The 15328-nt window shown below is 45.4% G+C and carries 10 protein-coding genes and 1 pseudogene; 7 read left to right on the forward strand and 4 right to left on the reverse strand.

Going from position 1 to position 15328, the window contains the following annotated elements:
- Positions 1-284 precede the first annotated feature (284 nt).
- Complete coding sequence (locus tag ABNS04_RS10905; RefSeq protein WP_161802655.1) at positions 285-452, forward strand: hypothetical protein; 168 nt, start codon at positions 285-287, stop codon at positions 450-452.
- 201 nt (positions 453-653) lie between these two features.
- On the opposite strand, the gene ABNS04_RS10910 is transcribed toward ABNS04_RS10905, so the two are convergent.
- Positions 654-2987 carry a TonB-dependent receptor gene (locus ABNS04_RS10910; protein ID WP_272977829.1) on the reverse strand — a complete coding sequence of 778 codons (2334 nt, stop codon included), beginning with the start codon at positions 2985-2987 and terminating at the stop codon, positions 654-656.
- 204 nt (positions 2988-3191) lie between these two features.
- Here ABNS04_RS10910 and ABNS04_RS10915 point away from each other — a divergent pair, with 204 nt between their 5' ends.
- On the forward strand, positions 3192-5093 hold the full coding sequence (locus ABNS04_RS10915; protein WP_272977830.1) for a 5'-nucleotidase C-terminal domain-containing protein: 1902 nt from the start codon (positions 3192-3194) through the stop codon (positions 5091-5093).
- A gap of 184 nt (positions 5094-5277) precedes the next feature.
- On the opposite strand, the gene ABNS04_RS10920 is transcribed toward ABNS04_RS10915, so the two are convergent.
- Positions 5278-6459, reverse strand: a complete 1182-nt coding sequence (locus tag ABNS04_RS10920) for a porin (RefSeq protein WP_053952269.1) — start codon at positions 6457-6459, stop codon at positions 5278-5280.
- 329 nt (positions 6460-6788) lie between these two features.
- Between ABNS04_RS10920 and ABNS04_RS10925 the strand changes: the two genes are divergently transcribed.
- Genes ABNS04_RS10925 through ABNS04_RS10945 form a run of 5 tightly spaced genes read left to right on the forward strand, consistent with a single transcriptional unit; the run spans position 6789 to position 13206 of the window.
- On the forward strand, positions 6789-7952 hold the full coding sequence (locus ABNS04_RS10925; protein WP_053952268.1) for an iron-containing alcohol dehydrogenase: 1164 nt from the start codon (positions 6789-6791) through the stop codon (positions 7950-7952).
- Positions 7953-7963: 11 nt separating this feature from the next.
- The gene (locus tag ABNS04_RS10930; RefSeq protein ID WP_053952267.1) at positions 7964-9316 is read left to right on the forward strand and encodes a hypothetical protein; all 1353 of its coding nucleotides are present in this window, start codon (positions 7964-7966) and stop codon (positions 9314-9316) included.
- Positions 9316-10692: a sigma 54-interacting transcriptional regulator gene (locus ABNS04_RS10935; protein WP_272977833.1), complete on the forward strand. Its 1377-nt coding sequence runs from the start codon at positions 9316-9318 to the stop codon at positions 10690-10692. The genes ABNS04_RS10930 and ABNS04_RS10935 overlap by 1 nt, the downstream gene beginning before the upstream one ends.
- Positions 10682-12130, forward strand: a complete 1449-nt coding sequence (locus tag ABNS04_RS10940; protein WP_272977834.1) for an NAD-dependent succinate-semialdehyde dehydrogenase — start codon at positions 10682-10684, stop codon at positions 12128-12130. The genes ABNS04_RS10935 and ABNS04_RS10940 overlap by 11 nt, the downstream gene beginning before the upstream one ends.
- A gap of 35 nt (positions 12131-12165) precedes the next feature.
- Positions 12166-13206, forward strand: coding sequence for a cyclase family protein (locus ABNS04_RS10945; protein ID WP_053952264.1), 1041 nt, complete (start codon positions 12166-12168; stop codon positions 13204-13206).
- A 107-nt stretch (positions 13207-13313) separates the two neighbouring features.
- Here ABNS04_RS10945 and ABNS04_RS10950 read toward each other — a convergent pair whose 3' ends face one another.
- Together ABNS04_RS10950 and ABNS04_RS10955 are read right to left on the reverse strand one after the other, a co-directional pair.
- Complete coding sequence (locus ABNS04_RS10950; protein ID WP_272977835.1) at positions 13314-14096, reverse strand: SprT family zinc-dependent metalloprotease; 783 nt, start codon at positions 14094-14096, stop codon at positions 13314-13316.
- Positions 14097-14099: 3 nt separating this feature from the next.
- Positions 14100-15328, reverse strand: a pseudogene (locus ABNS04_RS10955) (type I restriction endonuclease subunit R); the annotation flags it as partial.

Below are 15328 nucleotides of genomic sequence, written 5' to 3' on the forward strand. Positions count from 1 at the left end.
TTAAGGGTAATACTACCACTTAAAAGAGTGTTCGGGTTTAGTCTGCCACTACAGAGGGGCATAATGACAACCGGACAGATTGGTCTTTTGCTTCTGTTGATCTTTGGGCTTATTGCATTTTTTACTATCGGTGTATGGGGTATAAACCGATTGAAGTTGACGGAAGAAAATCGTGATGAGTGACACAAATGTATGAGAAGCGCATGAAAAAAGGCGAGGTTATTCGGATTGAACTTGGATTGGTCGCGATATACCTTTAAAACTTTGTGCACGGAACATTAACTATGGAACTGACAACGCTGCAAGCTGTATTTATCGGTGCGGCACCCTTTGTTTTATTGATTGGTGTTGCAACAATCTTTATAGGCAACAAGAAAAAAACTAAAAATAGATTAAAGTCGAGAGGGCTTGACTCAAAAAACTGCCGGAATAATCGTTCAGCCGACATGTGACTATGTATTGTCGCGTGCGAGTATAAACAACGTGGCAATCCTCTCTATGACCTCTTATAAATAGGGAAGCGGCGGTTTTAATGCTAGCCTCGGCTCGTCGTCCGATTCGACGACATAAAAACAGATGTGTTTAATTTCAGCAGTTTGGATTCAGATAGAAGCCACCGATGAAAGTGGCTTCTGATCTGCTACAAGTAAACGTTAAAAGAAATAACGAGCCTGAAGTGTCACAACACGCGGTGCTAAATACTGCTTACTAGTCACTCCCACACCGTATGTATCGGTATGAACAGAGGCAACAGAGTCGTCGTCGAATAAGTTACGCACGTTCAGCTCTAAATCCCAATTACCATGTGAAGGAATGTAATTCACATTTAAATGAGCGATATCATAGCTTTCTACGACATCACGTTCAGGAGAATTAAACACACGAGCGAAATAGTCACCTCGGTGCGTATAGCCCAACGATGCTCTTAATGTGGCCCCATTATTGAGCTGATGTGTATAGCTTAAGCGAACATTAGCGACTAAATCTGGCGTTTTCGCTAATTCGTTACCCGTTAAGTTAAAAGCAGTTGCCTCGCGGGCTGCGTTAATTGCCTCGGTTGGGGCTCCATTCAAGATCAATCCGACTGAAGCATTTTCAGCTTCTGCTCTATCAATTGCATCGCGTCCTTCAATAACCTCTGACTCCATCCAGGTTAAGTTGGTATCTAAACGCCAGCCTGTACCAAGGTTCGCCTGAGCCTCAACTTCTAAGCCATAGACTTCTGCTTCAGGCAAATTTGATGCGCCTGAATTAAAGCGTTCAATGCCACTTGATTCAAATAAATAGTCACTGTAGTCATAATAGAAAGCGGCGGTATTTAAACGTAACCGGTTATCAAATAAATCATTTTTGAGACCAAGTTCGTAAGCGATGATTTCTTCCTGGTCAAATTTTTCAGGGAAAAAGCGCGTGTCGGTCGAGCTATTTGAGCCTGCTGGTTTTACGCCACTTGCAACGGATGCGTAACCCATAGTTCGCTCTGTGAACTGATAGTCCAGCGCAAATTTCCCTGTCACGTTATCAGTTTCATCAGATGGTGTGCTGGTGATAGGAGAGCGAGTGGGAACACAGTTTAAACTGCAACGCTCATCAGAAAACTCGTTATTAGTATAACGTAAGCCTGTCGTCATACGCAGTGCGTCTGTCAACGCATAACTGACTTGGCCAAAAACTGAATACGATTGAAAGTTACGGAAGTCCGAGTTTATGAAATCAATATCTGCATTATTGTCGAACACATTGGGTCCTGCAACAACTTCACTGACTGGGTTGCCATCTCTGCCGCCGTCGTAAAAGTTACGTGTATTTGAGAAAATCTCAGTATCAAGGTAAAAAGCACCAACTAACCATGTTAAATCAGCCGTTGCATCAGGTGATATCAAGTTGATTTCAGCCGTATAAGACTCATCTTCCTGTCGCAAATTACCGATAAATTCCGGTATAGGAACTTGTCCTAAGCTTGTCGGCTCTTCACCATCAGACAGAGGAAATGGTGCTGGATCATTGGCAGTTAAACTGCTTCTATCCATATCGAGACGACGGCGCATGTCATAGTTTTGCTGGCTGAATATACCGCGTAACTGAGCCCAGTCCATAGCATAATGCATATGCAAGCTGGTCATATCCATGTCTAGTTTATAGTACTCACGGGTATCATGGTAAACCACGCGAGGATCATTGCTAATTAGGTCGAAATTACCTTTCAGCGCAGGGCCGTTTGTATCTGAGCTGAACTGCATATGTTGAAGCTGAATATCGAAGTCTTGAGTGGGTTGCCAACGTAATTGTGCTCTAACTGTCGTGTCATTTTTATCGTCTAAACGATAATCATGAGTAAGCGCTCTATTTTCTGTGAAGCCGTCATGCTCTCGGTGAGATCCAGAGAACCGTACTGCCAAATTGTCGTCTAACTTCAATGTGGTAGCACCACGAAAGTTCATCGTGTCGTACTGACCCATTGTTGCTGATACTGAGCCATCACCATTTATAAAGTCAGGCTTTTTGGTGTGCACGTTAATGGCTCCGCCTGTCGAACTATTTCCATAAATGGTTCCGTCAGGGCCTCGAGTGACCTCAACACGATCAATATCAACCAAGTCAGCCCAAAGTGCATAATCATTGGCCATAAATACACCATCAATATGATATGCCACAGCTTGCTTGGTTCCAGCGTTATCAGGTATTTCATTGCCGACGCCTCTAATTGATACAGAGGGGCGATAGCCTTGCACGCTCGATACCACAAGCCCGGGTACTTGATCACTCAAGTCAAATATATTTGCAACATTAAGTTGATCCAGTGCGCTTCCTTCGACAACAGAGACTGCGTCGGGCACTTCTTGAAGGCTTTGCTCTGATTTTTGCGCTGTCACAATAATGGTTTCAAGCTGATCTGTTTGTTCTTGGGCGTTAATGGTGAAGGACGTCCCAAGTAACAGGGCGCTCGTTACTGCAAAAGCTAACGCGTTTGGTCGAAACATTGACATTAATTACTCTCCCTGAAGCAGGTTGTTTTACGATTGAATGAATTGTAAAGGCGTGCGAGAGAGTAATAACTTAATATGACATTTAACGTATGCTTTCGCGTCATTTTGATGACATATTTAAGTCACAGGGAATGTATTTTTACTGTCATATTAATGCGGTTTAATAGAGCAAAACTTAATCCCCTTAATGAAAAGGAGTGCACTTTGAAAACGTTGCGCCACCTGTTTATCTTACATTCAGTATTTTTGAGTTTGCTACTGGTGAGCACTGATGCGTTCTCTCACGCTAGGGACGTAATTCAGGTAGCGCCACTTGAACTGCACAAGAATAGCCCGTTTGATCGAGCCTACACTCTTGCTCCTATTTCGGGTAGAACCGGAAATCTCGAAATACGATGGCCCGATAACTGGCCGTCAAAAAAACCATCAGAACATTTAAAACTACGAATTTTCCACATCAATGATTTACACAACAAACACATAATAGAAAAAGAAGATGGTGATGTTCGCTTTGTGACTGGCCTCATAGCTGCCCATGTCAGCAAGGCTCGTCGTGAGGCAAGTTCAAAAAAAGAGCATGTATTATTTTTATCCGCTGGAGATGATCATACCGGTGCCGTATATGATGAATTACTCGGTTACAGTCCAGGATCTTTCAAAAAAAGCTTGGCCTACCACGCTTATTCATCGGCAGGTCTTGATGCGTCAGTATTGGGTAATCATGAATTTGATCGCGGCACCCAAATCCTAAAGCAAGCCATTAACGCTGATGCCAATTTTCCACTATTGAGTTCAAATCTTGTTGCTTCTAAAAATTTAGATGCTGACGATTACGCTTCTGTGCTACTTGGAGTAATTAATGGGTGGCGAGTCGCGGTAGTTGGACAAACATCATCAGAAGATACGAAAAGTAACCTGGCTGACGATCCGCAATTAAAAGTTGCTCCGCAACTGGAAAATATGAACCAAATACTGACCGCTGTTGAAGGTAAGGTTGATGTCATTATCGCACTGACACATATTGGCTATCAACAAAGCGGAAAAGTTGGCGATCAAGACATCGCAGAGCTATTAGCAAAAGCGTCGGTTCCCGCTATTGTCATCGGCGGTCATTCGCACGATACACTGCATAAGTCAGGGATTAATAAAGAGCACATTTACAGTGGAGTTCCGGTATTTCAGGCTGGACAGTGGGGCGATTACATTGGGGATATTCAACTGAACTTGCGACATGACTCAAAAGAAGTCGTAATATCTAACAACACCGTTTTGCACTCTCTAAAGCAAAATAGCGCGTCGCTTATAAGCTTTAGTGAGGAGTTTTATAAAACGTCCATTGCTCCTATCATCACTGATTTTGACGATGTATTAAATGAGCCGTTAGGGCGCATCCCTGATGACTCAGCACTAACAAAAAATGCGATACTGGTTGACCGTTATACTGCAGAGCTTGCAGTTGCAAACTTTATAACGGATGCTGTTATGCAAACGGTTAATACAGATAATGAAATCGCTGATTTGGCAGCAATCAATGCATCCAGTATTGTTAACGGCTTTGAGCCGGGCGAAATGGCGACTTTTTCTGATTGGTACAATGTTATTCCCTATGCAGACACGCTTCAATTAATTGAGCTTACGCCTAATCAACTCAGAGAGCTTATAAAGTCTAACGCTCAACGCCTAGTTATGCCATCAGAGCAAGAAAGCCTCGATTTAACCGGCTTTATTAATCAGGGTTTTTTACACTTCTCGGATGCGTTACGTTATGAAGTGACTTACGAACAAGATAGACGACCCCAAGCAACCAATATTCAGTTCAACGGTAAGCCTCTCGAACATTATGCTGGTCAAACGATCAAATTGTTAGTTGGAGATTATATAGCTTCTGGCAATCTAGGATGGAGGGGCCAAACGATACATTTCCCGAATGGTGACAAAGTGGCTGGTTTTGATATTAAGTCGCTCCCAATAAAGCCCACAACTTACAAGCTCCGCGACAGCGTTTTAAAAAACCTGCGAGCGTCACATCATAAAACTATTGATATCAGAAAAGACGGAAGAATTAAGTTTAGCCGAATAAGCCAGCAAGCCGAACAAAACAAATAATAGCGTAATTAAGCAGCCATCCAAAACGCCGCAAAGTAATCCTATCGAGGATGGGGCGGGGTTAATGCGGTTTAGTGTGCAACCGCTGCGTCGGGAATCCCCCACCGACATTAGGTGGGGGAGGCTGTCAATAGAACACTGAGCTAGATCTCAAGTTCAGCGCGTTATAAGCGCCTCGGTGAGCTTAAAAAGATAAAGAGAAACCAATACTGACAGCTTCGTTTTCAATGCTCTCATTATTATGGCTCTCAGCTTCCATTGATGACAGCTCTGCTGACACTGTAAACATTTGCCATAATGTATGATAAACACCCAAACTAAATTTACTTTGTTTTTCTACCTGACTAAGCTGGTCAATTCCGGCTAAATCTACTTCTGATACACCATAATTCAAACCAACCTTAGTTGCTCCAAATGTTTGCGTTACCTGGGTAAACCAACCAGAGCTATCGCGCGGCGTACCGTTAGCATCCGCAGCATCTATCAGTAGCCCATAGTAACCGAGTCCCTTAGCATCAAATAGTGAGAGGGAGATACGAGTGTTATCCAATTGAAGTGCGCCGGTTAAATCGACACCTCTAGCGCTATAATCTCCGATATCGGTTGTGACATGTTGATTGTAAAACGTTGTAGAAATAAAGCCGTTATCATGATTGTAGCGCAAGCGGCCATGAACTCCTGGGCGCTCTGAGCCGGAATCACCCACATAGCCGTTTCCTCCGAAGCTTACTGAGTCTAGAGGTTGAAAAATACCAATATCAGCTTGCCAGTTGTCAGCAAATGACCGACTGTAAGTGATTTGAGATAACCTATCTGCAAAAATATAACCATAGCCGGCAGCGCCTAAGGTTGTGTTTAATGGACTACGGATTGATGCCGGTGCACCAACACCTCCCAGCGCCATGTCCTCAATCACCACATCAATACCGAACACACCATAACCACGACCAACTTTGAGTGTTCCTACATCGTCATTACCGACAGTAAAGTAAGCACGATATGCACGGTTATCTCCGTTCCCGTTAAATGCGCTGTTATCAGTTGAGCCCGGCTCGATTGCAAGAAACGCTTTTAAATCGAAGCCCTGAGCCTGGGTCGTCGCTGAAAATTGAAAACTGGAAGGGCTATAACCGTTTGATACGGAAGTTGCATCTTCCCCTGTGCACAGCAAAGCGTTGCCGGCTACTGTAGCCCCTGAGTCATCGCAGCTCGCATACACAGCGTGAGCATTTATGTATCCGTTAAAGGAAAAATCCCATTCCGGTGCAGAAACTGACTGAGCCATAACCGCACTACTTGCCAACATGGTTGAGACCAATGTCGTAGTTGTAAGAGCCCGCAGTTTAAGCTTATCGTTATTTTTCATGTGGTATTCCCCTGTTTTTTTCTTGTTATTAAGAATGTGCAAGATAAGCTCTGCAACGGTTATGCCAAAGCCTGAAAACTTTTAAGGCACTGTTTTTTATATAAATATTTAAAGTCGAACCAAATCATTTTGATGAATAATTTCATCATTTTCTCTTTTTTTGATGGCTTAAAGTCATCAGAAAAGTAAGCTAGATTTATTTCTCGTGGTACGGTGATTAATTAAGTGCAATAAAAACAATGGCTTAAATTTTTAATCTAAGTTGGCACAGGGTTTGCTGTGTTATTGATAATAAAGTGTTAAAAAATAACGACAAAAAAGGGAACGCAATGACTGAGACACGCGTGCAAGTATTTAAAACCGCTCGACGGTTACTGACGGGATATGGTGCAAGTGCACAATTGGCGGCAGAGGCCGAGGCTCTCATGATGAAACGCCCTTTAATTGTTACCGATAAAGGAGTAATGGGCTCTGGCGTTATTGAACCAATTTTAGAAAGCTTCCAACATGCCTTTACAGACAGTACAACACTGTACTCAGATATTTCGGCTGAGCCGGAAACACATGTAGTCGAAGACTGCCGTCACCGTTTTATGGCAAGTAAATGCGACGGCATTATAGCTATAGGTGGGGGCAGCGCGATGGATACGGCTAAAGCCGTCGCTGTTTATATCGGTGATGATAGAAAATTGGAGGCGCTCTTTGGTGAAGATCAGGTTCGCACCAGAAAAACTCCCCTTATCTGTTTGCCGACCACAGCAGGAACAGGCTCTGAGGTGACCAATATTGCGATTTTGTCAGACGTAAACGCGCAGTTAAAAAAGGGTATTGTCAGTAACCAGTTGTTACCTGACGTTGCCATTGTGGCACCGGAATTGACCGTGAGCTGTCCACCGGCCGTCACCGCTGCGAGCGGCGTTGATGCCTTAGTGCATGCCGTTGAAAGTTATTTATCCAATTTTTCCACTGAGCTCACTCGCCCATTATCATTACGCGCGATGACGATGATCAACAAATCGCTATTACAAGCCTATGAAAATCCCAAAGATATGAATGCGCGCGAGCAAATGGCTACAGCCAGCCTTATGGCTGGCTTAGCCTTTGGGAATGCTGGAGTTGGAGCCGTCCACGCACTGGCATACCCCTTAGGAGGACGTTTTCACTTGTCACATGGTGTCAGTAATGCCGTTATGTTTACGGAAGTGATGCGTTGGAATTACGCTAATTGTCGAGCTCTATTTCTTGATATTGCTTATGCGTTGGGAGCTCCTAACACTTTGGTAAAAGAAGACGCTGGGGACTTTGTAGTTGAGCGACTGGCCCAGCTATGTGAGCAGGTTAATATTCCTAAAACGCTACGCGAGTTTGATATTCCAAGAGAAGCTATTCCTGAGTTGGCTGAGTCTGCTCATGGAGTAACTCGACTGTTACGCAATAATCCTCGGGAATTGAGCGTGGATGATATTGCAGCTATTTACACTGCTGTTTACTGAGGAAACGAGCCATGTCGTTATGGAAGCATCGTAAACCGGGCGCGGAAGCACCATTTTGGGGATTAGGGCCATTTAAAATTAGGCTGCCATTTTTACATTATCGCTTCGAGTGGCCTGATTACTTTCAGGGATTGTTGATGTGCGCGGTAGATTTAGCCGCGATTTCATTAATGGCTGAGCTTCTGGGTATGCCGTTTGAAGCTGCACTCGCGATCGTCCTGATCAATGGTCTATTTTACTTGCTTCACCATTTGCTTGGTGATCCAGTCGTACCAGGGTGGATAACTCCTGCAATACCTTTGTTAATGATGTATGTCTCAACCTTTCCCGAGGGGGAGAGTCGTGTACATGCACTAATCGCCTTTCAAATGATGTTGGGCGCATTTGCCATGGTATTGGGTGCTTCGGGCATCGCCCGACGAGTTGTTCATTATATTCCAAGCGCGATCAAGGCTGGCATCATTATGGGCGCCGGCTTAGCGGCTGTTGCTGTGGTATTTGAAGAAGGGGGACGTTTTGAATCTTTCCCCATGACAATATCCATTGCGGTTGGTATTGCATTCTACCTAATTTTTTCACGTCACTTTGCAGCCATTCAAAATAAACATTGGTTATTAGCGCTGATAGGTAAGTTGGGAATTTTCCCCATCATTGCACTTGCCATCGTGGTCGCACCGCTGTTTGGTGAGGCTCCCTGGCCAGATATTGAGTGGGGACTGACATCACCAGATTTTGTCACGATGTTTACAGAATACACGCTCTTCGGTGTTGGACTGCCACCATTAATGATGTTTGTTACAGCAATTCCGACGGTGCTAGCGGCTTATATCGTACTTTTTGGTGATGTCCTGCAGAGCAAGGCAATTTTGGATGAAGCTGATGAGGCTCGCCAGGATGAAAAAATTGATTATAGCCCTGATCGCGCTCACATAATTTTTGGAGCTCGCAATTTTGGTATGAGCATTATTGGACCAGACGTAGCAATGTGCGGACCTCTATGGGCGGCAATGCATGTGGTAATTGTTGAACGTTTTAAAAAAGGCCGCAAGGCGATGGACTCCATCTTCGGTGGCGCAGGATCGTTTCGCTGGGGCACCAATACCGGTTTACTACTACTGCCAGTCGTTAGTCTAGTGCAACCGATCTTGGGGATTGCTCTGGCACTGACACTATTGATCCAAGGTTACGTCAGTGTACGCATAGGTATTCAGGAAGCCAAAAGCGAGCGCGATCTGGGAATTGCCGGTGTTATTGCCGCAATTTTGGTAGTAAAAGGTGCAACTTGGGCGTTCGCTGCCGGGATTCTATTGTGTTTTTTGATTTATGGCTGGCGTCTACGGACACCTTCTAAGGAGACACGCTGATGTTTCACGGGGATAACCTGCAACGGGTATTAGATGCCATGAGTGATGGCGTTTACATTACCGATGGGAACGGAGTAACCATCACAGTAAATAAAGCCTATGAGCGAATAACAGGAATTCCAAAGCGCACTTTGCAGGGCATGCACATGTCAGAAGTGGTTAAAGCCGGCTACATTTCACGTTCGGTGTCGTTAGAAGTATTGAAAGAGCGACGCGCTGTAACACTGACACAGGCTCTGACCGATGACCATAAAATTTTGGTATCGGGCACTCCGATGATTGATGCCCGAGGACGCATTGAATATGTAGTTACAACGGTGCGAGACGTAACCGAGTTATTGCAAGCCAAGCGTGCCGAAGAGCAACTAGAACAGTTGTTGAATGTGCGAGAGCAATACGGTCCGGCACAGCATGACTGGCCGGCTGAGCCATTTATTGTAAGCCCGCGTACCCAAGCATGTTACGAGCTTGCGAAGCGCGTAGCGAACTCAGCGGCAAAAGTACTGTTACAAGGCGAGACCGGGACGGGTAAAACATTATTAGCACGCACTATTCATCAATATAGCCGATGCAGTAGCGGACCCTTTATTGAGCTTAACTGTGCCGCAATGCCCGAGTCACTGTTGGAAGCAGAGCTATTCGGTTATGTACCAGGCGCATTTACTGGTGCGTCAAATAAAGGAAAAACAGGGCTGCTTGAAGCGGCTAATAACGGCACTCTATTTCTGGATGAGATTGGCGACTTACCCCTGTCGTTGCAAGCAAAACTATTGAAGGTGATTGCCGAGAAGCGTTTTTTGCCGGTCGGAGGGACCGAATTCAGGCAGACGAATTTTAGACTCATTTCAGCCTCGCATCACGATTTAAAGGCGCTGGTTGCCGAGAGCCGCTTTCGGGCCGATCTTCTTTACCGGATATGTGTGGTACCTATCGAGCTACCTGCGCTTCGCGAACGCACTGAGGAAATTGAGCCGTTACTGCAACATTACCTCCGCTATTTTAATCAACAATACGAATTTGACTGTCGCTGGCATCAGAGCGTTATTGAGCGGCTTATTCGTTATGATTGGCCGGGAAATATTCGAGAGTTAATAAATTTAGTAGAGCGATTAGTGGTGACCAGTGAACAAGCATTAATTACGACCGCGCATTTACCTAGAGATCTTATCGGTGAGCAGTTTGTTGGAAAGCAGGGGTTTTCGTTGAAACATCAGATGGATGAGCTTGAGTTAAGGCTTATAACTGAGGCTCTTCAGGTTCATGGTACGACACGAGCTGCAGCTCAAGCATTGGGTATAGACCAGTCAACGTTAGTAAAAAAACAACAACGATTACGAGCAAAAATGAAGGGAAATCTAACTCAAGATGATGAATGAGCAACAGGTAGATTTAAAGCAGGCGGCCTTAATTGGCGTAAATTGGATCCCGTGTAGCGGGAGCAATACGTTGAAGGTTTTTAATCCAGCTAGTGGAGAGCTGCTAGGCACTGTTCCAAAGCTCTCTGAGGAGCAAGTTCGCTATGCGATTACCACTGCTGAGCGTGCTTTCAATAGTTGGCGTAAGACTTCGATAAACGAACGTTGTGCAGTACTTAATAATTGGTACCAAAAGATAAAAGAGAATGAGGAGCGGTTAGCGTCAATCATTACTCTAGAACAAGGAAAGCCGTTCGCTGAGGCCCTGGGAGAAGTTCGTTATGCGGCGAGTTATGTAAAGTGGTACGCACAACCGGCGTTGCAGGATAACGGGAGCGCAATGCCCAATGGTTCCGAGGGTGAGTCGTTGAAAACAATTACAGAGCCGGTCGGTGTCTGTGCTGCGATAACTCCCTGGAATTTTCCAGCAGCGATGTTAACTCGAAAGGTCGCACCAGCTCTGGCTGTAGGATGTTCAATGATAATAAAACCTGCACCTGAGACTCCATTTACAGCACTTGCATTGTCAGAGCTGGCGCTTTTGGCCGGCGTTCCTCCGGGTCTGATTAATGTAGTAACTGGTGACGCACAACTTATAGGCGACATAGTGTGCACCAGCAAACAGGTTAAAAAGCTCAGCTTTACTGGATCAACAGCTGTGGGGCGGCACTTGATGCGAGCTTGTGCCTCTACCGTTAAGCGCCTTTCGCTTGAATTGGGCGGTAATGCCCCGTTTATAGTCTGTAGCGATGCTGATATCGATAAAGCAGTTGAAGGAGCGATGCAGTCAAAGTTTCGCAATGCCGGACAAACTTGTGTCTGTGCGAATGCGTTTTATGTTCATGATTCGCTATATGACCGTTTTGCGAGTGCTTTTGAAAAACGAATAAAAGCACTTTCCTTAGGCTTAGGCAGTGATCCCCATACCGATATAGGTCCCCTCATTAATGAACGGGCTCTGGAGAAGGTGGAGGCACTAGTTAGAGATGCCAGAGAAAAAGGCGGCAAGATAGTGTATGGAGGCGAGCGTTGGGCAGAGTCGGAGCGTTGGTATCTTCCTACATTGATCACAGAAGCAACAACCGATATGCGCTGTGTTCAAGAAGAAGTTTTCGGCCCAGTCGCCCCTTTAGTTCGCTATAGCGATGAAGATTCGCTCATTGCGTCACTTAGAGCACAGGATACAGGTTTAGCGGCTTACTTTTACAGCGAGAGTCTGAAACGGATCCACGACCTCGCTGCGGAGTTAGAGGTGGGTATGGTAGGCGTTAACACTGGCGTTATCTCAGATCCTGCGATGCCTTTTGGCGGAGTTAAAAGCTCTGGCTTAGGCCGAGAAGGAGGTCGACAAGGCATTACGGAGTACCTCGAAACAAAGTACATCAAGCTTTGTTACTAACAAGTAAAACTACGAGCAACAAAAGGAAAATAACAATGAAAAAATCCAAAAATATCTTATCTGTCGCTGTGTTGAGCGCCCTTGTGGGACTAAGCTCTTCATCACTGGCTTTTGCTCAAAGCAGTGATATTGAAAATTTACAGAAGGATATGCCGAAAAACTGGGGGAAGTGGGGTGAGAATGACCAAATTGGCGCACTAAATTACCTCGATGATGAACAAGCACTGCGTGGCGTTAAGGCTGTAAAAACAGGTGAAAAATTCACCCTGCAATTACCGATTACTCATGGAGTCGGACCTGTCTTTCCTGGAAGAGTGCCAGCCATGCATTTCATGACACAGGATGAAAGTATGTATTCTGTGGATAAACTTGATGAGTTAGCCGGTGGGGTGAAGTACTCCGACGATGCTGTATTCATGTATTTACAAGGCACGACTCATATGGATGCATTAGGTCACGCTTGGTATGGCGATAAAGTCTATGGTGGCGTTTCAGCCGATAGTACAGTACATGGGCACGATCATGTTGATGTAGGCAAACTTGCTGAGCACGGCATTGTTGGTCGTGGTGTCTTATTGGATGTTGGAAGTCACAAAGGCGGTCAGTCTAGCCGTTTGGCACCAAGCTCTTGCGTTACACTTGATGATTTACGAGAAACAGCTGAAGCGCAAAACGTAACAATCGAGAAACGAGACATTTTGTTGATAAGAACGGGTTCCGTTGGCCGCTTTTATCAGGACGAACCAGACGCGCCATGGAGCGCAACTACAGAGCCCGGATTGTGTTATAGCAAACAACTAATCAACTGGATTGATGATATGGAAATACCAGTGATTGCAGCGGATAACCTTGCTGTCGAACTGGTTCCGCAAACTATTGACGGAAAAGATTACGTGATACCACTTCACGGAGCATTGATCCGGGATTTGGGTGTTGTTCTTAGTGAGTTGTACTGGCTAGATGACCTTGCAAAAGACAGCGCTGAAGATGGGCAGTATACCTTTATGTTTACAGCAGCGCCGCTCAAAATGGAACGAGGCTCAGGCTCACCTATTAATCCAATTGTGATTAAATAAAATAAAGGAAAGAAAGGGGGAAAGTGCTTCCCCCTTATAAAAGCACCGCTAAACCACCTAATTAGCTGGCGCAAATTTAGTGTGCCACTAGAGCGATAACGTTCAGGTTACCCATTAAAAATCCGCCCAGCCATCTGGTCCAGCCGAACCTTAACACGCTCCCAGTTCGGCATGACCTGTCCCATAAGCCTATAAAACCGTTCACTGTGGTTATGTTCGGCAATATGGCAAAGCTCGTGCAGTATGACGTATTCAATACATTCGCGTGGCGCTTTAACCAGCAGTGGGTTTAAGGTTATGCGTCCGTTAGGAGAGCAGCTTCCCCATTGGGTTTGCATGGTGAGTAGCCGCAGAGGAGGGCGCTTATCAACCCATAATGCTTGCTCTAAAACGGCGTCTAAACGCTTGTGGAAGACGTCTTTGGCTCTGAGCTTGTACCAACCTTCTAATGCTGCCTTTATACGCTCAGTAGTATACTCACGCACGTTGACTTCGAGTTGGCCGCGAAGCAACTTAACGCCTGATGCCTGGTCGGGTTTCACCAGCACTTTTAGCAGGTATTGCTTGCCCAGGTAATAATGGCTTTCACCACTGACATAACGGCGTGGTGTAATGTGCGTTAGTTGTTTACGAAAGTCTCGTAGTTGCTGGTAAATCCAGCGCGCCCGTTTTTTGGCGGCAAGCAGTACTTCTTCATCAGAGCTATCAAGCGGTGCTGCGACTTTTACAGAGCAATCAGGCAAAACCTTGATTTTAATTTTACAGTCATGGCTTTTGGCGGTAACGCGCTCAAACTCAATCAGCTCGTCGGAGTAATAAAAGCTAAGTTTATCCCCGTATGGCTTATGCCTCTCACTCACCTGATTAGCAAAACGTATCGCAACGTTCATGGCTTAATGACTCAATTGTCCAACACGAACGACCTGGACGACAGCTTCAACAATCTTCTTGGCCTGGTCTATACCACCGCCGACCGCTTTGCATTCAGCGAATAGTTTCGGCAGTAGTTTTTTACGAATATCAGCTTCAATGTTATTCGGGTTAATCGAGTTTTCCGCAACGGACTGGCTAACGATGCTATCGACATCAAACGCAATCTCTACCCATTTATCCTGCGCTTGTTCATCCATTACGGTAAACGCCTCGGGTAGGTGCTTCTTGAACACACCGTAATAGGCTTGTGCATGATGGTTGCCGGTCAATCGTTCAGGGATATCATCCAGGCGACGCTCTTGTACCTGTTCCTCAAATTCACGGAACAGCATGTACTGTTTCAGCGGGTGGTCAAATAGCTTTTCCGCTTCTTCAATGGCTTCACGCAGTAGCTTAGAAAAGGCTTCCTGTGCGTAAGGGTCGTCACCGAGCTCTTGCTCAATCATTTTAGTGACACGGGTTTTGATGATATCCGTTTCGTTACGGGTTTTATCTTCGGTCCAATCTTCCGGTGTTTGTTTCTGGCCCATTTTACCGACTTCGTATACGCCTTCAGAGTCACGCACTTCGACACCAACGACGTGTTTATTCAGCAATTTTTTCACCTCGTGAGCGTACTCGTCGTAACTGACACGCTCACCGGAATCCTGTTGCACGGTTTGGCGAAGACTGGACAGTTGTTTCACGGTCTCTTTGTATTGTCGACGGTCTTTATCGGTAAAGCTCTTATCTTCAAAGAAGGTAGCCGACTGCAGTGCAACTTTAAGGCAAGTGGCAAAGGCTGTGAGTGCTTCATAAAAGTCTTCGCGGCGTTTTTGGTTTTTATCGACCATTTCGCCGTTTATTTCTTCCATACGAGGCAACAGGGCATGACGCAGTGCTTCGGTGTCTGATTTATTCTTAACGCCGTCAAATATCGCCCAGAGCTCTTTATAAAGCTGGGGTAGGCGTTTGTATTCGGTACTCATTTGCTGGTACAGGCCATCAATATCGTCGATGTCGTACCCGCCCTGTGTACGCGAAGCGAGATCCTGATATTCCTTTATGGTGGTATCCAGTTCGGACAGAATGCCGCGATAATCAATCAGCAGACCAAATTTCTTGTCGGGGTGCAGACGGTTCACGCGAGCAATCGCCTGAATGAGATTATGTCCTTTTAGTGGCTTGTCGATATAGAGTACTGCGTTTT

It is taken from the genome of uncultured Idiomarina sp., from assembly GCF_964010655.1.
In the GTDB taxonomy this organism is placed as follows: domain Bacteria; phylum Pseudomonadota; class Gammaproteobacteria; order Enterobacterales; family Alteromonadaceae; genus Idiomarina; species Idiomarina baltica.

Bases quoted from the DNA above. Each gene is read 5' to 3' on its own strand.
- ABNS04_RS10905 (WP_161802655.1), top strand. From the start codon at position 285: ATGGAACTGACAACGCTGCAAGCTGTATTTATCGGTGCGGCACCCTTT.
- ABNS04_RS10910 (WP_272977829.1), bottom strand. From the start codon at position 2,987: ATGTCAATGTTTCGACCAAACGCGTTAGCTTTTGCAGTAACGAGCGCC.
- ABNS04_RS10920 (WP_053952269.1), bottom strand. From the start codon at position 6,459: ATGAAAAATAACGATAAGCTTAAACTGCGGGCTCTTACAACTACGACA.
- ABNS04_RS10925 (WP_053952268.1), top strand. From the start codon at position 6,789: ATGACTGAGACACGCGTGCAAGTATTTAAAACCGCTCGACGGTTACTG.
- ABNS04_RS10930 (WP_053952267.1), top strand. From the start codon at position 7,964: ATGTCGTTATGGAAGCATCGTAAACCGGGCGCGGAAGCACCATTTTGG.
- ABNS04_RS10935 (WP_272977833.1), top strand. From the start codon at position 9,316: ATGTTTCACGGGGATAACCTGCAACGGGTATTAGATGCCATGAGTGAT.
- ABNS04_RS10940 (WP_272977834.1), top strand. From the start codon at position 10,682: ATGATGAATGAGCAACAGGTAGATTTAAAGCAGGCGGCCTTAATTGGC.
- ABNS04_RS10945 (WP_053952264.1), top strand. From the start codon at position 12,166: ATGAAAAAATCCAAAAATATCTTATCTGTCGCTGTGTTGAGCGCCCTT.
- ABNS04_RS10950 (WP_272977835.1), bottom strand. From the start codon at position 14,096: ATGAACGTTGCGATACGTTTTGCTAATCAGGTGAGTGAGAGGCATAAG.